The 20,247-nt window shown below is 73.1% G+C and carries 20 protein-coding genes; 16 read left to right on the forward strand and 4 right to left on the reverse strand.

What is annotated here, in order from left to right; genetic code table 11:
- Positions 1-14: 14 nt before the first annotated feature.
- A complete protein-coding gene (locus DEU32_RS00400) occupies positions 15-554 on the forward strand; it encodes a gluconokinase (protein ID WP_114848882.1) in 540 nt (179 codons plus the stop codon).
- Here the strand turns inward: DEU32_RS00400 and DEU32_RS00405 are convergent.
- On the reverse strand, positions 541-789 hold the full coding sequence (locus DEU32_RS00405; protein ID WP_258554735.1) for a hypothetical protein: 249 nt from the start codon (positions 787-789) through the stop codon (positions 541-543). The genes DEU32_RS00400 and DEU32_RS00405 overlap by 14 nt on opposite strands.
- 214 nt (positions 790-1,003) lie before the next feature.
- Between DEU32_RS00405 and DEU32_RS00410 the strand changes: the two genes are divergently transcribed.
- Positions 1,004-2,296, forward strand: coding sequence for a sensor histidine kinase (locus DEU32_RS00410; RefSeq protein ID WP_114848883.1), 1,293 nt, complete (start codon positions 1,004-1,006; stop codon positions 2,294-2,296).
- Positions 2,293-3,054 carry a response regulator transcription factor gene (locus DEU32_RS00415; protein WP_114848884.1) on the forward strand — a complete coding sequence of 254 codons (762 nt, stop codon included), beginning with the start codon at positions 2,293-2,295 and terminating at the stop codon, positions 3,052-3,054. The genes DEU32_RS00410 and DEU32_RS00415 overlap by 4 nt, the downstream gene beginning before the upstream one ends.
- Before the next feature lie 28 nt (positions 3,055-3,082).
- Here DEU32_RS00415 and DEU32_RS00420 read toward each other — a convergent pair whose 3' ends face one another.
- The 3 genes from DEU32_RS00420 to DEU32_RS00430 are packed head-to-tail and all read right to left on the reverse strand — an operon-like array spanning position 3,083 to position 6,277.
- A complete protein-coding gene (locus tag DEU32_RS00420; protein ID WP_114848885.1) occupies positions 3,083-3,718 on the reverse strand; it encodes a class I SAM-dependent methyltransferase in 636 nt (211 codons plus the stop codon).
- Positions 3,719-3,764: 46 nt separating this feature from the next.
- Positions 3,765-5,204 (reverse strand): glucuronate isomerase, encoded by a 1,440-nt coding sequence (uxaC, locus tag DEU32_RS00425; protein ID WP_114848886.1) that lies wholly within the window; start codon positions 5,202-5,204, stop codon positions 3,765-3,767.
- Positions 5,205-5,215: 11 nt separating this feature from the next.
- The gene (locus DEU32_RS00430) at positions 5,216-6,277 is read right to left on the reverse strand and encodes a LacI family DNA-binding transcriptional regulator (protein ID WP_114848887.1); all 1,062 of its coding nucleotides are present in this window, start codon (positions 6,275-6,277) and stop codon (positions 5,216-5,218) included.
- Positions 6,278-6,421: 144 nt separating this feature from the next.
- On the opposite strand from DEU32_RS00430, the gene DEU32_RS00435 reads away from it, so the two are divergent.
- The 13 genes from DEU32_RS00435 (at position 6,422) to DEU32_RS00495 (ending at position 20,218) form a co-directional block, all read left to right on the forward strand.
- Positions 6,422-7,774, forward strand: a complete 1,353-nt coding sequence (locus DEU32_RS00435) for an ABC transporter substrate-binding protein (protein WP_114848888.1) — start codon at positions 6,422-6,424, stop codon at positions 7,772-7,774.
- Positions 7,774-8,760 (forward strand): carbohydrate ABC transporter permease, encoded by a 987-nt coding sequence (locus tag DEU32_RS00440; RefSeq protein ID WP_114848889.1) that lies wholly within the window; start codon positions 7,774-7,776, stop codon positions 8,758-8,760. The genes DEU32_RS00435 and DEU32_RS00440 overlap by 1 nt, the downstream gene beginning before the upstream one ends.
- Positions 8,757-9,707, forward strand: a complete 951-nt coding sequence (locus tag DEU32_RS00445) for a carbohydrate ABC transporter permease (RefSeq protein WP_058742280.1) — start codon at positions 8,757-8,759, stop codon at positions 9,705-9,707. The genes DEU32_RS00440 and DEU32_RS00445 overlap by 4 nt, the downstream gene beginning before the upstream one ends.
- Positions 9,708-9,787: 80 nt before the next feature.
- On the forward strand, positions 9,788-10,627 hold the full coding sequence (locus DEU32_RS00450) for a sugar phosphate isomerase/epimerase (protein WP_114848890.1): 840 nt from the start codon (positions 9,788-9,790) through the stop codon (positions 10,625-10,627).
- Complete coding sequence (locus DEU32_RS00455; protein WP_229666767.1) at positions 10,624-11,853, forward strand: Gfo/Idh/MocA family protein; 1,230 nt, start codon at positions 10,624-10,626, stop codon at positions 11,851-11,853. The genes DEU32_RS00450 and DEU32_RS00455 overlap by 4 nt, the downstream gene beginning before the upstream one ends.
- Positions 11,850-12,722, forward strand: coding sequence for a sugar phosphate isomerase/epimerase (locus DEU32_RS00460; RefSeq protein ID WP_114848891.1), 873 nt, complete (start codon positions 11,850-11,852; stop codon positions 12,720-12,722). Before DEU32_RS00455 ends, DEU32_RS00460 begins: the two co-directional genes overlap by 4 nt.
- The gene (locus tag DEU32_RS00465; RefSeq protein WP_114848892.1) at positions 12,719-14,002 is read left to right on the forward strand and encodes a mannitol dehydrogenase family protein; all 1,284 of its coding nucleotides are present in this window, start codon (positions 12,719-12,721) and stop codon (positions 14,000-14,002) included. The genes DEU32_RS00460 and DEU32_RS00465 overlap by 4 nt, the downstream gene beginning before the upstream one ends.
- Positions 13,999-15,351 carry a D-mannonate dehydratase ManD gene (manD, locus tag DEU32_RS00470; protein ID WP_229666765.1) on the forward strand — a complete coding sequence of 451 codons (1,353 nt, stop codon included), beginning with the start codon at positions 13,999-14,001 and terminating at the stop codon, positions 15,349-15,351. The genes DEU32_RS00465 and manD overlap by 4 nt, the downstream gene beginning before the upstream one ends.
- Positions 15,352-15,382: 31 nt before the next feature.
- The gene (locus tag DEU32_RS00475) at positions 15,383-16,303 is read left to right on the forward strand and encodes a hypothetical protein (RefSeq protein ID WP_114848893.1); all 921 of its coding nucleotides are present in this window, start codon (positions 15,383-15,385) and stop codon (positions 16,301-16,303) included.
- Positions 16,304-16,399: 96 nt separating this feature from the next.
- Positions 16,400-17,602, forward strand: a complete 1,203-nt coding sequence (locus DEU32_RS00480; RefSeq protein ID WP_167510016.1) for a sensor histidine kinase — start codon at positions 16,400-16,402, stop codon at positions 17,600-17,602.
- On the forward strand, positions 17,599-18,255 hold the full coding sequence (locus DEU32_RS00485; RefSeq protein ID WP_114848895.1) for a response regulator transcription factor: 657 nt from the start codon (positions 17,599-17,601) through the stop codon (positions 18,253-18,255). Before DEU32_RS00480 ends, DEU32_RS00485 begins: the two co-directional genes overlap by 4 nt.
- 9 nt (positions 18,256-18,264) lie before the next feature.
- Positions 18,265-19,221: a hypothetical protein gene (locus tag DEU32_RS00490; protein WP_114848896.1), complete on the forward strand. Its 957-nt coding sequence runs from the start codon at positions 18,265-18,267 to the stop codon at positions 19,219-19,221.
- Positions 19,222-19,576: 355 nt separating this feature from the next.
- Positions 19,577-20,218 (forward strand): 50S ribosomal protein L25/general stress protein Ctc, encoded by a 642-nt coding sequence (locus DEU32_RS00495; RefSeq protein ID WP_114848897.1) that lies wholly within the window; start codon positions 19,577-19,579, stop codon positions 20,216-20,218.
- Positions 20,219-20,247: the final 29 nt, after the last annotated feature.

Raw genomic sequence — 20,247 nt, forward strand, 5'->3', positions numbered from 1 at the left:
CCTACTGTGGAGGGATGAACGACGTCGCCGTCCTCCCGCCCGTGCTCGTGATGGGGGTCTCCGGCTCCGGCAAGTCGACGATCGGACAGGCGCTCGCCGACGCCCTCGCCGATCAGGGGCAGCCGAGCGAGTTCGTCGACGCGGACGACCTGCACCCCGCCGCGAACAAGGAGAAGATGCGGCAGGGCACGCCGCTGACCGACGAGGACCGCTGGCCGTGGCTCGACGCCTGCGCGGCCAGGATCGCGGCGGTGCAGGCCTCGGGTCGCCGCTGCGTGATGGCGAACTCGGCGCTCAAGCGCGTGTACCGGGACCGGCTCCGGTCCGCCGCCCCGGACCTGGTCATCGCCTTCCTCGACGGCTCGCACGACCTCATCGCCGAGCGGCAGTCGCACCGGCACCACGAGTACATGCCGACGTCGCTGCTCGACTCGCAGTTCGCGACGCTCGAGCGGCCGGAGCCCGACGAGGCCGCCGTCGCGGTGTCGATCGACGGCTCCGTCGACGACACCGCGGCGACGATCAGGTCGGCGCTGTCGGTCACCTCCGGCTGAGCTCGGCGAGCCGCCCGCGGTACTCCTCGGCGTCGATGTCGCCCCGGGCGAAACGGTCCGCGAGCACGGACCGGGCATCGGAGCGCGCCCGCCAGGACCCGCGGCGGAGGACGCCGAAGACGACGCCGAGCGCCACGAGCGCCAGGAAGAAGAACAGCGAGAGCGCGAGGAACGGGAAGCCGGGTCCGTGGGCGTACGGACCGACGGCGGCGGTGGACGAGAGTGCGGGGATCACGATGGCCTCCTGTGGTTGCGTGGTCGTCGCTGGTGCGACAGGACGAGCCTCCGGCCTGGAGGCACGGCGCGCGTCCGCCGACCGGGCCCACTTCCGGCTGCTCCCGCAGTCGCGACGACGCCACTCCTGCACAGGCGACTCCGCCCGGGGGAGTAGTCCACAGATGGTGCGGCGGCCCGACGCCCCGGCGCGCTGCCGCCCCTAGGCTCGCCCCGTGACCACCGACGCCCCCGCTCCGACCACCGGCGATCGCCGCCGGTCCTCGGGGAGCCCGCGGTTCGCCCGCGTCGGTCGGGTGCTCCCCGTCGCGGTCGTGCAGGTCGCCGGGACCCTGCTCGCGTCGCGCATCAGCGGCGGACCCCCGCGAGGGCAACGTCCCCCCTGGGCGGGCGCCGGCGTCGTGGTCGAGCCCGTGGACGTCGTCCCGCTCGCGGTCGTGCTGCTCGTGGCGGGCGTGCTCGTGCTGCCCTGGCGATGGTCGTTCCCGCGGAGCGTCCTCGCCGTCACGCTCGCGACGACCGTGGGGTACGCCCTGCTGGTGTCGCCCCGCGGCCCGTTCGTGGCGGCGCTGACGATGGCGATGGCGAACGCCTGGTTCCGCGGGCACCGGCGCTCGGTCCTCGCCGCGGCGGTCGTCGCCGTCGGGCTGCTGCCGTCCGCCGACCTGCTGACGGCTCGATCGCCCCTGTACAGCATCGACGCCGCCGTCCTCGCGCTCGCCTGGGTGACCGTGACGATCGTCGTCACCGAACTCGCCCGTGTCCGTCTCGAACGGGTCGCCGAGCGTCGGCGTGCCCGGGCCGAGGCCGAGCAGCAGCGCGCCAGGGACGAGCGCGTCCGGATCGCGCGGGAGCTGCACGACTCGGTCGCGCACAGCATGTCGCTCATCAACCTGCAGGCAGGGGTGGCGCTGCACCTCGGCGCGACCCTGCCTCCGGGGACGCGGGACTCACTGACGAGCATCCGGGACACCAGCCGCGAAGCCCTCGTCGAACTCCGGACGATCCTGGGGGTGTTGCGCTCGGCGGACGGCGCCGGTCCCGACCCCGACGGCCGGGTCGTGCCGGAGCGGAACCCGGTGCCGGGGCTCGACCGGGTCCCGGACCTCGTCGACCGTGCGCGGGCGGCGGGCATCGACGTGACCGCACGGGTCGAGGGCGACCCGACGACCGTCGGCGGCGTGGTGGACCGCAACGCCTTCCGGATCGTGCAGGAGTCCGTGACGAACGTGATGAAGCACGCGCCGGGCCACCGCGTCGACGTCACCGTCTCGGTGGGCGCCGAGGTGCTCGACCTCGTCGTCCAGGACCACCCGCTGCCCGGAGCCGTCCAGCGGTCGACCCGGCTCGGGGAGTCGGGCAACGGGCTCATCGGGATGCGCGAGCGCGCCGACGCGGTGGGCGGCACGATGACGGCCGGACCGACCCCGGACGGCGGGTGGCGGGTGGCCGCGCGCCTGCCCGTGCCGACGAACCGGCCACCAGACCGATCCGAGGAGCCAGCATGACCGACCCGAGCCCCGCAGGCCCGAGCCCCGCAGGCCCGACTTCCGCAGGTTCGACCTCCGCAGGCCCGACCCCTGCCGACGATGGGGGCGAGCAGATCCGCGTCCTGCTCGTCGACGACCAGGTGCTCGTCCGGGCTGGGCTCCGCGCGCTCGTCGACGCCGAACCGGGCATGACGGTGGTCGGCGACGCGGGCGACGGCGACGCCGCGGTCGACGCCGTCCGTCGGGAGCGTCCGGACGTGGTCCTCATGGACATCCGCATGCCGGGCTCCGACGGCCTCGAGGCGACGAGACGCATCGCCGCGGACCCGGAGCTCGACAGCGTTCACGTCGTCGTCCTCACCACCTTCGAGGAGGACGCCTACGTGTTCGAGGCGATCCGCGGTGGTGCCGCCGGCTTCCTCGTGAAGGACACCGAGCCCGCGGAGCTCCTCCGGGCGATCCGCACCGTGCAGGCGGGGGAGTCCCTGCTGTCCCCGGGGGCGACCCGGTCCCTCGTCGCCGCCTACGCCGCGCACGCGAAGCCGAGCGCCCTCGCCCCGTCGCTCGACGTGCTGACGGAGCGGGAACGCGAGGTCATGCAGCTCGTCGCCCTCGGACTCACCAACACCGAGATCGCCGAGCGCCTGTTCGTCAGCCCGATGACCACGAAGACCCATGTGTCCCGCGCGATGATCAAGCTCGGCGCCCGCGACCGCGCTCAACTCGTCGTCTTCGCCTACGAGACCGGCCTGGCCACCCCCGGCTGGCAGCCCTGACGACCACCTGCCGCGACGGCGGGCGACATCACCCCGCCCGCACCGCGCTGACCGCCAGGTGCGGCCGCACCCCCTCGTCCTCGCGCTCCCGCACGTCGACGACGGTGAACCCCGCGTCCTCGACCGCCGCGACCAGGCGCTCCTCCGGCCACCGCCACGCCGTCGTCACCGCGTGGTCGAACGGCTCCAGGACGGCACCGGCGAAGGCGCCGACGAGCAGCCCGCCACCGGCGTCGAGCACCCGGTGGAACTCCGCGAGGGCGACCGGGACGGCATCCGGCTCGTGGTGCACGAGCGAGTACCACGAGAGCACCCCGCCCACGCTCCCGGCCGGCAGCCCGGTCGACTCGAGCGTGGCCCGGCGCACCTCCACGTCCGGAGCCGTCCGCCGCGCGATCGCGACGAACGCCGGGACCGCGTCGAGCCCGACGACCCGGTGTCCGAGCCCGGCCAGGTGGGCGGCCCAGTGCCCGGGCCCGCACCCGGCGTCGACGACGACCCCGTGGCAGCCGGCCGCCCACTGCTCGACGTGGGTGCGATCCGCGACGTGCACGGCGTCCATCGACCCGAGCACGGCCGCGTACTCGTCAGCCCGGGCGGCGTACGCCCGCTGCACACGCTCGTCCGCCGGCTCATCAGCCCGCTCGTCCACCCGCTCGCCCATCCGACGACCGTATCCGCCGGCCGCCCGGCTGGCGACGAGCACCGGGTCAGAGCTTGAACGTCGCCCGCGGGATGTCCGACACGATCCGGTGGGCGGTGCGCACCGCGTCCTCCTCGCTGAGCTGGTGCGTCACGACGAGCGAGGCCAGGTACGCCGCGTCCGCCCGCCGCGCCATGTCGTGCCGCGCCGGGATCGAGCAGTAGGCCCGGGTGTCGTCGATGAACCCGGACGTCTTCGTGAACGACGCCGAGTCGGTGACCGCGGCGCGGTACCGGCCGATCGCCGCCGGGGTGTCGATGAACCACCACGGCGCTCCGGCGTAGACGGCCGGGTAGAAGCCGGCGAGCGGCCCGATCTCGCGCGAGAACACCGTCTCGTCGACCGTGAAGAGCACGAGGTGGAACCCGGGGGCGGTGCCGAAGGCCTCGAGGAGCGGCCGGAGCGGCTCGGTGAAGGACCCGACCGCGGGCAGGTCGTGCCCGGTGTCCGGCCCGAAGCGCTCGAGCGTCGGCCGGTGGTGGTTCCGGTGCACGCCGGGGTGCAGCTGCATGACCAGCCCGTCCTCGACGCTCATCTCCGCCCAGCGGTAGAGCATGTCGTGCCGGTAGGCGACGGCGTCCGCCTCGGTCAGGGACGCCGGGCCGCGCAGCGCCGTGGCGTGGATGCGCTCCCGTGCCGCCGTGGAGAGCGGGGTCGAACCCGCGTCGAGCACGCCGGTGTCCGTCGCGGTCGCGCCGTGCTCGATGAAGTACCGTCGTCGCGCGCGCAGCGCGGCGAGCAGGCCCGCGTGGGTGCCCGTGTCGATGCCCGCGGCCTGACCGATGGACGTGACCACGTGCCTCCAGTCCGGTCGGGACGGGTCGAAGACCGCGTCCGCGCGGAAGGTGGGCAGCACCCGTCCACGGAAGGACGGGTCGGCGGCGAGCCGCGCGTGCGCGGCGAGGTCCGCGGTCGGGTCGTCGGTGGTGGCGAGGACCTCGATGCGGAAGGTGTCGAAGAGCGCCCGCGGACGGAACGCGGGCGTGGTCAGCAGCTCCGCCAGGTGGTCGTACTGCGCGTCGGCGTTCTCGGCCGACGGCTGCTCCGTCAGACCGAAGACGTCGTGCAGCTCCGTCTCGAACCAGTACCGGACGGGCGTGCCGGCGAAGTCGTCCCAGTGCGCGGCCAGCCGGTGCCAGATCTGTCGACCGTCGGGGACGGACCCGTCGCCGGAGCGGTCCGGTCGTCCCAGTTCGTCGAGGCCGACGCCGTTGGCGTGGAGCAGCCGCAGCACGTAGTGGTCGGGCGTGACGAGCAGCGACGCGGGGTCGGCGAACGGCTGGTCGTCCGCGATCAGGGCCGCGTCGACGTGCCCGTGGGGGGAGATGATCGGCGCGTCCGCGACGGCCTGGTACACGGTCCGGGCGACGGTCCGCGCGGCGGGGTCGGCGGCGAACAGCCGGTCGGGGTGCGGGGCGAGCGGGGTGGCGGTGCTGGTCCGGGTCATCGTCGACTCCTTCAGGACGGACGGCGGGCGGTGGCCGGTGCGGGGCCGGTGGACTCCCGCACGGTCAGGTGGGTGGGCAGGGCGACGGCGCTCGCCGGGTGGTCGCCGACCGGGTCGCCGAGCGGATCGTCGGACGGGGACGCGCCGAGCCGACCGAGCAGCATCCGGATGGCGACCTGTCCGGCACGCTCGATCGGCGACGTCATCGTGGTGAGCGGTGGGTTGCAGAAGTCGGCACCGAAGATGTCGTCGCACCCGACGACGGACATGTCGTCCGGGACGCGGACGCCGCGCTCCCGCAGTCGGGTGAGCATGCCGATGGCGATGAGGTCGTTGAACGCGATGCAGGCCGTCGCGCCCGCGTGGACGGCGGCGTCGGCAGCGGCGGCACCGGAATCGACGAACGGCGCGTGCGGGCCGATCCGTGCGACCCGGACACCCAGGCGCTTCCCCACGCGGACGAGCGCCCGCCAGCGGCGTTCGTTCGACCACGAGCTGTCCGGACCGGCGACGTACAGCACGTCCCGGTGACCGAGCGACACGAGGTGCTGCACGGCCTGCTCGACCCCGCCGGGGGTGTCGATGAGCACCGAGGGGACCCCCGCCGGTCGGCGGTTCACGACGACGAGCGGCGTCCGCTCCGCGAACCGGGCGATCTGCGCGTCGGACAGGCGGGACGCGGTGAGCACCGCGCCGTCGGCCTTCGTCGCGATCGCGCTCAGGGCCGCGAGCTCCGCCTCGGCCGACTCCTCGGTGTCGACGAGCAGCTGCGTCCACCCGGCGGCGGCGAGCTGGTGCTGCGTGCCACGGATGACGTCGAAGTAGAAGGGGTTCGTGATGTCCGAGACGAGCACGGCGACGGCCCGGGTGCGACCGGACGTCAGGGCCCGTGCCTGCTGGTTCGGGACGTAGCCGAGCTCCCGCGCCGCGTCCTGGATCCGCTGCTGCGTGGCGCGGTTCACCCGGTCGGGCAGGGACAGCGCACGGGACACCGTCGACGGGGCCACACCGGTCGCGTCGGCGATGTCCCGGATCGTCACCCGCCGAGCGGTGTCGGTGTCTGCGCTGCTCACGGTGGTGACGCTAAGCCGCCGTGGCAACAAGTGGCAACCGGTTGCCGCATGTTGCCACGGAGCGGGACAGTGGGGCGCACAGCCGGCAGCGCCGCCGGTCGGCCGGGCTCAGCCCGGTGGAGGCTTCGAGGAGGAAACCCCCGCATGAGCACAGGAAGACGCAGGACCCGCGCCCTCGTCGGTGCCGCCGTCGTCGCAGTCGCCGCCCTCACGCTCCAGGGCTGCGCGATCGTGAACGGCAGCGGCGACGACCCGAACACCCTCCGCGTGATGATGGGCGCGGACACCACCTACCCCAAGGAGCGCAAGCAGTGGCAGCAGGAGACCGCTGCCGAGTTCGAGCGCACCACGGGCGCCCGGATCCAGTGGGAGACGTACTCCTCCGCGCAGGAGGAGCTGACCGCCATCCAGACGAGCGTCATCTCCGGACAGGGCCCCGACGTCTACGCGATCGGCACGACGTTCACCCCCACCGCGTACGCCACCGGCGCCTTCGTCGAGATGGGCAGCAAGGAGTGGCGGGCGGTCGGCGGCAAGGACCAGTTCGACGCCGCCTCGCTCGGCATCTCCGGGCCGAGCGCGTCGAAGCAGATCGGCATCCCGTTCGCCAGCCGGCCGTTCGTGATGGCGGTCAACAAGGACCTGCTCGCCCAGGCGGGCATCACCGACCTGCCGACCACCTGGGACGAGCTCACCGCGGACGCGAAGGCGACCACCCGTGACGGCCACTTCGGCATGGCGATCGCCTACGCCGACGGGTTCGACCCGTGGAAGTTCGTCTGGGGCATGGCGCAGAACGCCGGCAACACGATCGTCGACGGCTCGAAGGCGGAGATCTCCGCGGACGCCGTCGAGAACGCCTACCGCACCTACTTCGACTGGGTGACGAAGGACGGCGTCGTCGACCAGGCCGCGATCGGCTGGAACAACGCCCAGGCCCTCGCCCAGTTCGCGGACGGCAAGGCCGCGTTCTTCCCGATGACGACCACGACGTCGCTGAACACCCTCAAGGGCTCGGCGGTCGACGGCAAGTACGAGTACGCGCTCCTGCCGACGGTGCCCCCTGGTGCGACCGAGCGTCCGGTCGACGGGATCGAGGCGGCGAGCATCCTGTCCGGCGACAACCTCGTCGTCGCCGACTACGGCAAGAAGCAGGACCTGTCCTTCGACTTCGTCAAGCAGGTCTCGTCACCGGCGGCCCAGGAGCGCTACTTCGAGCTGTTCGGGCAGCTGCCGACCAACACGCAGGCCGCGCAGACCATCGCGCAGGAGAACCCCGACCTCGCTCCGATCGTCCAGGCCGGCAAGCTCTCGAAGCCCACCGCCTTCACCGGCGCGTGGTCCGACATCCAGCTCTCGCTCGTCGACGTCGTCGTGCAGTCCATCCCGTCGCTGAAGAGCGGCGAGGTGACCGACGACCAGCTCCGGAAGCGGCTCGACGCCGCACAACGGGACGCCCAGGCAACCCTGGACCGGCAGAAGAACGGAGGCCTGTGATGACGCAGGTCCGGCCACACGGCAAGACACCCCTCTACAAGCGCGAGCGCCCCCTGTGGATGCTCCTGCCCGGCGGTGTCCTCATGCTCGTCGTCATCGTCGTGCCGCTCCTGGTGGGCGTGTACATCGCGATGCTCGACCTCGACCAGTACACCCTCCGCGAGTGGTTCAGCGCCCCGTTCGTCGGCCTCGCCAACTTCGCCGAGGCGTTCACGGACTCGCCGCTCCTGCACTCGGTCTGGATCTCGGTGTCGCTGTCCGTGCTCGTCACGGCCGTCACCGTCCCGATCGGCGTCGCCGCGGCGATCTCCTCGCAGAACCGGTTCCCCGGACGCGGACTCGTCCGCTCGGTCTACCTCATCCCGTACGTGCTCCCGGCCTTCGTCGTCGGCACGTTCTTCCGCACGATGCTCCAACCGCAGGGCGTCGTGAACACGGTGCTCGGCACGGACGTGCTGTGGCTGAACGGCTCGGCGTCCTACTGGGCCCTGGCCGGCGTGATGATCTGGACGAGCTGGCCCTTCGTCTACCTGCTCTCGCTCGCGGGGCTGCAGGCGGTCGACAACGAGGTGCACGAGGCCGCGGCACTCGACGGCGTCACGTGGTGGGCGAAGCTGCGGTACATCGTCTTCCCGTACCTCCGCGGACCGCTCAGCCTCGCGGTGATCATCTCGATCCTCCACAACATCAACAACTTCACGCTGCCGTTCGTGCTGTTCGGCATCCCGCTGCCCTCGAGCGTCGAGGTCATGCCCGTCCTGACGTACATCGCGAGCTTCCAGTCGTTCCGCTTCGGGCTCTCCGCGGCGATGGCGATCTGCTCGCTCGTGATCGTCGCCATCCCGCTGTTCGTGTACCTGCGGGCCGTCAAGCTCGACACCGGTGACGACGCCGGCCCCAGCCGCAAGCAGCGCCGCAGCGACCGGCTGACCCTCGCAGCAGCGACCCCGGCCGCCGCCGCCGACCTCGACGGAGCCCGCGCATGAGCGCCTTCAGCACCACCCGCACCCGGCCCACCGCGACGCTCACCGAGAGCATCACCACCGGGGGCGCCCGGAAGCGCACCAAGCGCCCGTACGACACCGACGTCACCCGGCTCCTGCCCCGGTGGCTCCTGGTCGTCGTGATCGCCGTCATCATCGCGTTCATCGCCGCGCCGGTGCTCTACATCCTGTTCGGCTCGGTCAACTCGGACGTCGCGGTCGCCCGCGGCGAGTACTTCCCGTCCGAGTTCACGCTGGCGAACTACGTCGAGATCTGGAACACCGTCGCCCTCGGCCAGGGGCTGGTGAACTCGCTCCTGACCGCCGGGGCCGTGGCCGTCGCGAGCGCCGCGCTCGCCGTGTCGACCGCCTACGTCCTGGTCCGGTTCCGGTTCCTCGGCCGGCTCACGATCCTGCGCGGGCTCCTCGCCCTGCAGTCCATCCCCGGGACCCTCCTGCTCCTGCCGGTGTTCGTCGTCTTCGCGAACATCGCGAGCGCGACCGGTGTGCAGGTCATCGGCACCCGCTGGGGCCTCTTCGTCACCTACCTGACGTTCGCGCTGCCGTTCTCGACGTGGGTCATGGTGACCTACCTCCGCGGTCTGCCGAAGGAACTCGAAGAGGCGGCGCGCATCGACGGCGCCTCGAGCGGACGCATCCTGCGGAGCGTCGTCCTGCCGCTGTCGTGGCCCGGGATCGTCGTGTCGGCGATCTTCGCCTTCCTGCTCGGCTGGAACGACGTGCTGTTCAGCACGATCATGACGACCCCGAACACCCGCACCGTCGCGGTCGTCCTGCAGGTGCTCGGCACCACGCAGGAGGGCGGCGCCGTCCCGATCTACGGCCAGATGATGGCCGCCTCGATCGTGTGCGCCGTGCCGGTCGTCGCGCTCTATTTGATCTTCCAGCGCTACCTGGTCGGCGGCCTGACGGCCGGCTCCGTCAAGTAGCGAACGCAACCAGACGACGGACAGGAGGCGCGGTGCCAGCCCGCCCCGCGCCTCCCGTCCGGTCTCACGAAGGGAACGCAATGACCGACCAACCAACGTGGGAGCTCTCCGGCTTCGGCGACGAGATCGACGCCGACCCCACGATCCAGGTCGCCGTGCTGCAGGCGCTCGGCGCCTCCGCGATCGAGGTGCGGAGCGCCTGGGGGGTGAACGTCGTCGACCTCGACGAGGACCAGCTCGCCGGCCTGCACCGCCTGTTCCACGAGCGCGGTCAGACCGTCTCCGCCATCGCCTCACCGATCGGCAAGGTCGCCGTCGACGAACCCGTCGAGCACGAGGTGGGCCGGCTCGGCCGGGCGATCGCCGCCGCGCACGCCCTCGGCACGACGAACGTCCGGATCTTCTCGTTCTACTTCCCGGACCGTGCACCGGAGGACGTCCGCGACGACGTCCTCGTCCGGATGCGGGCGCTCGCCGACCTCGCCGAGCGCGAGGGCGTCACGCTCCTGCACGAGAACGAGAAGGACATCTACGGCGACGTGCCCGACCGTGTGCTCGACGTCGTCGAGAGCGTCGGGTCACCCGCGCTGCGGCTCGCCTGGGACAACGCGAACTACGTGCAGTGCGGGGTCCGCCCGTTCACCGACGGGTGGGCGCAGCTCGCCCCGTACGTCGACTACCTGCAGGTCAAGGACGCGCTCGCCGCGGACGCGTCCGTGGTCCCCGCGGGTGAGGGCGATGGCGAACTGCTCGACACCCTGACCGCACTCCGCGACGCCGGGTACGCCGGCTACGCGTCGCTCGAACCGCACCTCAGCGACTTCACCCACCTCGGCGGGTTCTCCGGCCCCGCGGCCTTCGGTCGCGCCGGTCGCGCCTTCCGCACCCTCACCGACCAGATCGGAGTCACCCTGCGATGACCACACCACTCAAGCTGGCAGTCGTCGGTGCCGGCGTCATCGGTCGCCACCACGCCCGCGTCGCCGTCCAGCACCCGGACCTGCAGGTCGTGGCGCTCGTCGACGCCGTCCCCGCCGCGGCCACGAGCGCCGCCGACGAACTCGAGTCGACGGGAGCCACCCGTCCGATCACGACGTCCACGATCGAGGAGGCCATCGAACAGACCGACATCGACGTCGTCGCGATCTGCTCGCCGTCGGGCATGCACGTGCAGCTGGCCGAGGCGGCCCTCGCCGCGGGCAAGCACGTCGTCATCGAGAAGCCCCTCGACACGACCATGCCGCGAGCCCGGCAGATCGCGGCGCTCGCCGCGGACGCTCGCGAGCGCGGACTCGTCACGAGCGTCATCAGCCAGCACCGGTTCGACCCGGCGTCGGTCGCCGTCGCCGGTGCGGCACACGGCGGCGACTTCGGGACCGTGACCTCGGGGGTCGCGAGCGTGGCGTGGTACCGGTCGCAGGGGTACTACGACTCGGGCGACTGGCGGGGCACCTGGGAGCTCGACGGCGGCGGCGCCGTGATGAACCAGGGCGTGCACACCGTCGACCTGCTCGTGTGGGCCCTCGGTCGTCCGGAGGAGATCTCCGCCCAGGTCGGGCTGCTCGCGCACGACCGCATCGAGGTCGAGGACACCGCCGTCGCCACCGTCCGGTTCCGCGGCGGGGCGCTCGGCGTGGTCCACTGCACGACGGCCGCCTACCCGGGCCTCTCCGCGCGCTGGGCCGTGTACGGCACGCACGGTTCCGCGATCGTCGACGACGACCGGCTCGCGTACTTCCACGTCGCCCCCGACACCGCGACGCTCGAGTCCGCGGCGACGACGGCGAACACCACCGCGGTGGCCGACGCCGCCGACCAGAAGGACCGGGTCGTCCCGCCCGAGCACGTCGTCGGCGGGCCGGTCGAGCCGGACCACTTCGCCGCCGGGCACGCCCGGCAGTACACCGACATCGTCGCCGCGATCCGCGAGGGCCGGGACCCCGGCGTCACGGTCGACGCCGCCCTCGTCTCGCTCGCGACCGTCCGCGGGCTGTACGTCAGCGCCACGCTCGGCAAGCCGGTCCGGATCGACGACGTGATCGAAGGCCTGTACGACGACGTCGTGCCGGTCGTCGGAGCGCCGTCCCGCACCGTCGCCACCGCCACCACCGCCACCACCGCCGCCAGTGAAGGAGCAGGCCGATGAAGTTCTCCGTGTTCACGGCGTCCACCCCGGACTGGACCCCGTCGCAGGCCGCCGAGACCCTCGCCGAGCAGGGCTGGGACGGCATCGAGTGGCGCATCGTCGACGACCGCACCGAGGACGGCTCGTCCGGCTTCTGGGCCGGCAACCGGTCGACCTGGCAGTACAGCGGCATCACCGAGCAGGTCGGCGAGATCGCCCGGACCACCGACGCCGCCGGGCTCGAGTACTCGGGCATCGGCGGGTACCAGCCCGTGTCCGACCGTGCCGGCGTCGAGACGATGCTCCGGGTGACGAGCGAACTCGGAGCCCGTCAGGTCCGCGTCACGATGCCCTGGTACCGGCGCGAGCGCGAGCGCACGCACGAGACGTACGGGCAGATGTTCGACCGCACCCGGGCCGACCTCGAGTGGACGGCCGGTCGCGCGGCGGAGCTCGGGGTGAAGGCCCTGGTCGAGCTGCACCACATGACGATCACCCCGTCGGCCTCGGCGGCCCTGCGACTCGTCGACGGCCTCGACCCCGCGCACGTCGGTGTCATCCACGACCTCGGCAACCTGGTCATCGAGGGACACGAGGACCACCTCGCGGCCTTCGAGCTCCTCGGCCCGTACCTCGCCCACGCGCACGTCAAGAACGCCCGGTGGGTCGACACCGGCGACACCCGTGCCGACGGCAGCCGGGTCTGGCAGCACGAGTGGGCGCCGCTGCGTGACGGGCAGGCGTCCGTGTCCGAGTACCTCGATGCGCTCCGCCAGGTCGGCTACGACGGCTGGGTCACGATCGAGGACTTCTCGACCGACCTCCCGCTCGCCGAGCGCACCGCGGACAACCTCGCCTACCTCCGCTCCCTGGTCCCGGTGGCGGCATGACCGACCGTCGACCCGGCATCGTGCACCTGGGGGTGGGTGCGTTCGCCCGCGCACACCTCGCCTGGTACACGCAGCACGCCACCGGCGAACCGTGGGGGATCACCGCCTTCACGGGACGCTCGCCCGCGGCCGCCGACGCGCTCGCCGCGCAGGACTGTCGGTACACCCTGGTCACGCGGGCAGCGGACGGCGACGTCGCCGAGGTGGTCGACACGATCGTGGCCGCTCACCCCGGCACCGACGACACGGCCTGGAGGCGCGCGGTCGCGTCCCCGACGACGAGCATCGTCACGCTGACGGTCACCGAGGCCGGGTACCGCGCCGGTTCCGACGTCCCCGCCCGGTTGGTCGACGGGCTCGCCGCCCGGCGGGCGGCGGACGGCGGACGGATCGCCCTGGTGTCGCTCGACAACCTGACGCACAACGGCGACGTCCTCCGGGACGCCGTGCACGCCGCGACGGCGGACCCCGACCTCCGAGCCTGGATCGACGACCACGTGACCTTCCCATCGTCGATGGTCGACCGGATCACCCCGGCGACGACCGACGACGACGTGGCCGGGCTCGCCGACCTGCCGGGCGCCCTGCCCGGCGACCGTGTCCCCGTCGTCGCCGAGCCCTTCGTCGAGTGGGTGCTCGAGGACGCCTTCGACGGGATCGACCGCCCCGCGTGGGAGACCGCCGGGGTGCGCCTCGTGCCCGACGTCACCCCGTTCGAGCAGCGGAAGCTCTGGCTCCTCAACGGCTCGCACTCGCTCCTGGCGTCCCTGGGACTCCTGCTCGGGCACGAGACCGTGGCCGAGGCGATGGCCGACCCCCGCTGCCGCGCCGCGGTCGAGCAGCTCTGGGACGAGGCCGCCGCCGAGCTCCCGCTGCCCGCCGCCGAGGTCGACGACGCCCGGGCCGCCCTCGTCGAACGCTTCGCGAACCCGCGGATCCGCCACACCCTGCGGCAGATCGTCGCCGGGAGCGCGGCGAAGCTGCCGGTCCGGGTGGTCGACGTCCTGCGCCGACGACTCGACCGCGACCCGGCCGCCGGCGTCGGACCCGGCGCCGCGACCGCCCTCGCGGCCTGGTGGCTGCACTGCACCGAGCAACCGGAGCTGGTGGACGACCCCGGGGCGCCCGGGCCAGACTCGGACGTGCACGACGTCCTCGCCGTGGTCGCGCCCGACCTCGACACCACCCCCGTGGTCGACGCCGTCACCGCGGCGGCCGACCGCATCCGCACCGCCGCGGCACCTGCTCGCGGCACCGTCGACGAAGGAGTCCTCCGATGAGCACGAGCACCACGAACCCGGCCGCGCCCGTGCCCGGCGCCGGCGACGGGGGAGCGGCGACCGACCCGACCGCCGGCCGCCCGGACACCTGGGCCTCGGCCGACCGCGGGCAGCTCATCGACCGGGCCGAGGTCGTCGTCACGAGTCCGAACCGCAACTTCGTCACGCTGAAGCTCACCACCGCCGACGGTGTCACGGGGCTCGGGGACGCGACGCTGAACGGCCGTGAGCTCGCCGTCGCCGCGTACCTGACCGAGCACGTCGTCCCGCTGCTCGTCGGACGGGACGCGAGCCGCATCGAGGACGCCTGGCAGTTCCTCTACCGCTCGTCCTACTGGCGCCGCGGCCCGGTGACGATGGCCGCGATCGCCGCCGTCGACATGGCACTCTGGGACATCAAGGGCAAGGTCGCGGGGATGCCCGTCTACCAGCTGCTCGGCGGTGCCTCGCGGACCGGGCTCATGGCGTACGGGCACGCTTCGGGCAAGGAGCTCCCGGAGCTGTTCGACTCCATCCGCGAGCACCAGGAGGAGGGCTACCGGTCGATCCGCGTCCAGACGGGGGTCCCCGGACTCGAGAGCATCTACGGCATCGCGTCGAACAAGACCACCGAGGGCAACGCCGGCGTCCGGTACGACTTCGAGCCGGCGCAGCGCGGGGCCTTCCCCGCGATGGAGGACTGGGACACCCGGGCGTACCTGCGCCACGTGCCGACCGTGTTCGAGGCCGTCCGCAACGAGTTCGGCCCCGAGCTGCCGCTGCTCCACGACGGCCACCACCGGATGACCCCGCTGCAGGCCGCGAAGCTCGGCAAGTCCCTCGAGCCCTACGACCTGTTCTGGCTCGAGGACTGCACCCCCGCCGAGAACCAGGAGGCGCTGAAGCTCGTCCGCCAGCACACCACGACGCCGCTCGCGATCGGCGAGGTGTTCAACACGATCTGGGACTTCAAGGACATCATCCGCGACCAGCTCATCGACTACGTCCGCGGTGCGGTGACGCACATGGGCGGCATCTCCCCGCTCCGGAAGACGATGGACTACGCCGCGATGTACCAGATCAAGTCCGGGTTCCACGGGCCGACGGACATCTCCCCGGTGGGACTCGCGGCGCAGATGCACCTCGGGATGGCGATCCACAACTTCGGCATCCAGGAGTACATGCAGCACGGGCCGCAGACGAACCAGGTGTTCCGGCAGACCTTCACCTTCACGGACGGCTACCTGCACCCGGGCGACGAGCCGGGCCTCGGCGTGACGCTCGACGTCGACGAGGCCGGCAAGTACCCGTACGAGCAGGCGTACCTGCCGTTCAACCGACTGGCCGACGGCACCGTCCACGACTGGTAGCGCGCCCGCCCTGCCCGGGCATGCTGGGGGCGTGGAGTTCGCGGACGTGGCGAGGGAACTGCTCCTCGTCGCGCCCGCGGACTTCGTGCGGGAGCGCACCGCCCGGCAGCGTGCGGTCCGCGGGAACGACCGTGCGCTCGCGACCCGGATCGGCGGGCTCCGGAAGCCCGCCCCGGCCGCCTGGGTGGTCGACCTGCTCGCGCACGAGGGCGCCCTCGACGAGGCGGTCGCCCTCGGACCGACGATCCGGCAGGCCCAGGCGGACGCCGACCCGGACGCGATCCGACAGCTCCGACGCCAGCGGTCCGCGGTCGTCGCCGCACTCGCCGAGACCGGAGCCGACCGGGCCGCCGACGCCGGGCACCCCGTGACCCCGGCGGTCCTCGAGCAGGTCCGGGCGACGATCGAGGCCGCGATGGCCGATCCGCACGCGGGCGCCGCGGTCCGGTCGGGGTTGCTCGTCCGTCCCCTCGAGAGCGCCGGGTTCGACGCCGTCGACCTGGACGGCGCGCTCGCCGACCCCGACGCGGTCCCGGAGGCCTGGTCCGGCAGCGGTGCGGAACCGGTCCCGATCGCGAGCGCGAGGAGCGCGCGGAAGCCGAGCCGCGCCTCCAGGCCGGCGAAGCCGTCGCAGCCGAAGACCGAGTCGAAGCCGAAGTCCGAGCCGGAGCCCGAACCACGCGTCGACCCGGCGGCGGAACGCCGGGCGGCCCGCGAGGCGGAGTCCCTCGCCCGCACGGAGTCCCGCGACGCGGACGCCGCGCTCGACGCCGCCGAGACGGACCTGGAGCGCGCGGAGGACCACCGCGCCGACCTCGAGCGGCAGCTCGCCGACGCCACGGCCGAGGTCGAGCGCGCCACCCGTGCCCGCGACGACGCCGAGGCGGCGAGCGACCGCGCACGTGAGCTCCTGCGCGCCGCACAGCGCCACCGCCGCGACGTCGGGCACTGAACCCCGACGACGGCCGGGATCGACCACTCATCCCCTCGGATGAAAGCCACCGCTCCCGCTCGCTCCCGCGCCGGAGCCCGCCCTACGCTCGCCGACATGACCTCCTTCCTCCGCCGCCGGGCACGGCACCTCCTGGCACCCGCCGCGGGCGCCGTGTACCTCGTGCTCTGGATCGTCGCCGAGGCCGGACGCGCCGACCTGACCGGCCACGTGCTCGTCGTCAGTGCGTTCGCCGTCGCGATCGCCCTGGCGTCCTGGATGCCCGCGACGGCCCTCGGCCTCGTGGTGGTCGTCCCGCTGCTGCAGGCGCTCCACCTGCTCGCCCGCCCGCGGGACACGACGTGGCCGGAGTACCTGGCGATCGCGATCGTCGTCGGGGTCGTCGGTGCCGGCCGGTCCGGGCTGCTGCGGTGGCTCGCGGTCCCGGTCCTCGGTGTCGCGAGCGTCGCGGCGGCCTGGGCGATGGCCGTGCCGACCGTGGCCGACCCGGACGTCTGGTCGAACTGGACCGCCTCGGGCGAGGGGACGCGCGGCAGCCTCGTCCTGCTCTCCCTCGCCATCGCGGGTGCGAGCGGCATCGCCTGGGCGGTGGGCGTCGCGATCGGTGCCGCGTGGCGGATCGGGCTCGCCCGCACCAGGGTCGCCGTCGCGGAGCGCGAGACCGCGGTGACGACCGCTGAACTGCGCGCCGAGCAGGACCGCGCCCGGATCGCCCGCGACGTCCACGACTCCCTGGCGCACTCGCTCGCGGTCGTGGTCTCGCAGGCCCAGGGCGCCGCGGCGGTCGCGGGGTCGGACGGCCCGACGGCGACGGCACTGCGCGACATCGCCGACGTCAGCCGCAGCGCGCTCGGGGACGTCCGGTCGCTCGTCGAGCGGATCCAGGGCACCGGTCCGGCCGCGGCGCACGGGCTCGCCGACGTGCCGGACCTCGTCGAGGACATGCGCGAACTCGGCATGCGGGCAACGCTCGAACAGCACGGGGACCCCGTCCGGCTCGGGACCGCGACGGACGGTGCCGTGCACCGGATCGTGCAGGAGAGCCTGACGAACGTCCTCAAGCACCAGGGGCGCACGGCCGAGGCGCGGGTCGTCCTGGACTGGCGCGGGCCGGGACTCGGCGTCGTCGTGACCTCACGCGGGGACGCGCCGCTCGTCGCCCTCGACGGCCCGGGATCCGGGGTCGACGGCATGCGTGAGCGCGCCCGGCTCGCCGGCGGCTGGCTCCGCGCGGGGGACGGCGACGACCCCGACGAGTTCGTCGTGACGGGCTGGCTCCCGACCGAGGCCGGCCGGTGAGCGCGATCCGCGTCGCGGTCGTCGACGACCAGCGCCTGTTCGCGTCCGGCATGCGGATGCTCGTCGACGCGCAGGACGACATGTCCTGCGTCGGCACCGCGGGCGACGGCCAGGCGGCCCTCGACCTATGTGCCGCCGAGGACCCCGACGTGCTCCTCCTGGACCTCCGGATGCCGGTGCTGAACGGCATCGAGACCACGGCCCGGCTCGCCGAGCGCGGTGGGGAACGCCCGCGGGTGGTCGCCCTCACGACGATCCGGCGTGACGAAGCGGTGCTCGCAGCGCTGCGCGCCGGAGCCGCCGCGTTCCTGACGAAGGACGCGCTGCCGGAGGTCGTGCTCGCGACGATCCGAGACGTGCACGAGGGGCGCCCGGCGCCGACCGAGGCCGAGGCACTCGACCTGCTCCGCACCGACGGGACCCTCGTCGAGACACCCCGTCCGGACGCAGTGCTCGACGCCCTGAGCGCCCGCGAGCGCGAGGTGTTCCTGCTCGTCGCCAAGGGCCTGAGCAACCAGGAGATCGCGTCCGCCGTGTTCCTCAGCGAGGCCACGGTCAAGACGCACGTCCGCGCGGTGCTGACGAAGCTCGGGCTCCGGAACCGGATCCAGGTCGTCATCACCGCACACGAACGCGGCCTCGTCCGCGCCTAGGGGGAAACCATGCGTCCGACCCAGCGTGCCGCGAAGACCGGCACCCTGCTCCTCGTCGTCGCCGGGCTCGGCGCGGCCGTCCTGCACCAGCTGCCCGAGCCGGCCGACCAGACGATCCGACCCACCGCCGAGCGGGACCCGGACACCTGGTCGATGCCGCTCGACGGCTACGTCCAACCCGGGTCCTCCGAGGAGACGTACGCCGTCAACCTGCTCGTGCAGCCGTGCCTGGTCGACCAGGGCATCGACTCCCCGATGCCCTGGGCGACGCTCGACGGTCTGCGAGCCCAGTCCGTCGTCGACGAGACGCCCGAGCGTGGCAACCCGTCGCCGGCGCTCGCCTGGTCACGACCACTGAGCGCTGATGATGCCGCTCGCCGCGGCTACCACGCGCCGTCGACGGACGGTGCGAACGCCTCTGGCATCCTGGCGTGGGGGCAGGACCCTGAGCGCAATGCCGCGTACACCGCGGCTGCCGGGGCGGAGGTCGACCGCTGCTACCGAGCATCTCGCCGGACGCTCGGCACGGGCAACGGTGCGGCACAGAGCGCCTCGCAGACCGCGAAGCGCCTGACGTACCTCGCGGCCGAGGACGCCCGCCGCACGCCCGAGGTCCGCGCCGCGGCGACGCGCTGGCGGCAGTGCCTCGCGCGGACGGCGACGCATGAGCTCCCCGACGACCCGCACGGCATGCCGACGACGGCGATGCGGCAGGCCTTCGCACTCGAGGCGCGGACGGTCGCGGGCGACGACGAGATCGCCCTCGCCGAGCACGACGTGGCCTGCCAGACCTCGTCCGGGTACCGCGCCGCGCTGTACGACGCGCAGTGGAACCGCCTCCTGCACGTGACGGCGACCGACGCCGCCGTGCTCCGGTCGGCGGACGGCGACCAGGCCGCGCTCGCGGACCGCGTCGCCGCGACGATCGAGCGGCTCGCGCCGCCGGCACCCGAGGGCGTCGACTGACGCGTCGCGCCGACGGACCGGCGGACGTGGGCAGGTGGTCCTGGGGGGACCGGCCCGCGTCCGCCGGGTGGGGAGCACCGGACGGGAGGATCGTGGCGGCGCCGCCACGATCCTCCCGTCCGGTCGTGGGCACCCGCGGACCGCAGCCCGGTCCTGGTGCGACACGCCCGGCTGCTCCTGCTAGACTCGCAAACCGACTTCGGCGAGGGCCGCGTACGCGCGGCCGTGATCGACGCGGTAGGGAGACCCGGCCCAGTCCTGGGAGCGTTCCTCACGCGTGCACGCGTTCGAGTTGCAACACCACAGACCCCCCGATGCCGGCACCCCGGCGTCGACCCCGACACCAGGAGGCACCATGGCCGACTACACCAAGCTCGCAGCGGAGAACCGCACCAAGTTCGGCAAGGGCGCTGCGCGCAAGCTCCGCGCTGCCGACAAGATCCCCGCGGTCGTCTACGGCCACGGCACCGAGCCGCAGCACATCACCCTCCCGGGCCACGAGACGATGCTGCTCGTCCGTACCGCCAACGCGGTCGTCGACCTCGACATCGAGGGTGCGGCCCAGCTCGCCCTCGTCAAGGACGTCCAGCGTGACCCGGTGCGCCAGATCATCGAGCACATCGACCTCGTCGTCGTGCGCCGTGGCGAGAAGGTCACGGTCGACGTGCCCGTCGTCGTCACCGGTGAGTCCTTCTCCGGCACCATCCACGTGCAGGACCTCTCCTCGGTCTCCCTCCTCGTCGAGGCGACCGCGATCCCCGAGCACGTGACGGTCGACGTCGAGGGCCTCGAGGACGGCACGCAGGTCCTCGCCTCGCAGCTCGAGCTGCCGGCCGGTGCCGAGCTCGAGACCGACGCCGAGGCGCTCGTCGTCCAGATCGTCACCCCGCGTGCGACCGCCGACGACATCGCCGCCGACGAGGAGTCCGCCGAGGCGGGTGCCGAGGCCGGTGCCGAGGGCGAGGCCGCCGAGTCGACCGACGCCGACTCCGAGTAGTCACTCCTCGCAGGACGTCTGGCCGACGC

Origin of the sequence: Curtobacterium sp. AG1037 (genome assembly GCF_003349855.1) — a bacterium.
Taxonomy (GTDB): domain Bacteria; phylum Actinomycetota; class Actinomycetes; order Actinomycetales; family Microbacteriaceae; genus Curtobacterium; species Curtobacterium citreum.